Genomic DNA, 354 nt, shown 5'->3' on the forward strand with positions numbered 1-354 from the left:
ACTTGCCGACGTCAGCGCCAGTGACCGAACCGATCGATTTGACCACAGGGTCGTTGGCGCCGGTGTAGACGTTGTCCGGGGCAGTGACGGTAACCGAACCAGTCGTGCCGTTGGCCGGCACGGTGATAACGGTCTTGCCGTCGCTCAGCGTGAAGGTCAACGCGCCGTGATTGTTGATCGGCAGACCGTCTTTGTTGGTCAGCGTGATGGTGTAGGTGATCTCGCCACCTTCGGTGACCGAAGGGGTTGCGGTCAGTTTGGCCACCACTTCGTCGGTGGTGTCGGTCACTTGAACCGTAGCGGCACCACCCAGCTGCAGATTTTCGAAAGTCGCACCGGTTGCATCCACAGCCG

The 354-nt window shown here is 60.5% G+C and carries 1 protein-coding gene; it reads right to left on the reverse strand.

The window, feature by feature from the left end; genetic code table 11:
* Positions 1–354, reverse strand: a 354-nt coding sequence (locus J5M71_RS28975; protein WP_207839132.1) for an immunoglobulin-like domain-containing protein, incomplete at both ends; no start/stop codon positions are given.

Origin of the sequence: Pseudomonas sp. 43(2021) (assembly GCF_017490805.1) — a bacterium.
Lineage (GTDB): Bacteria > Pseudomonadota > Gammaproteobacteria > Pseudomonadales > Pseudomonadaceae > Aquipseudomonas.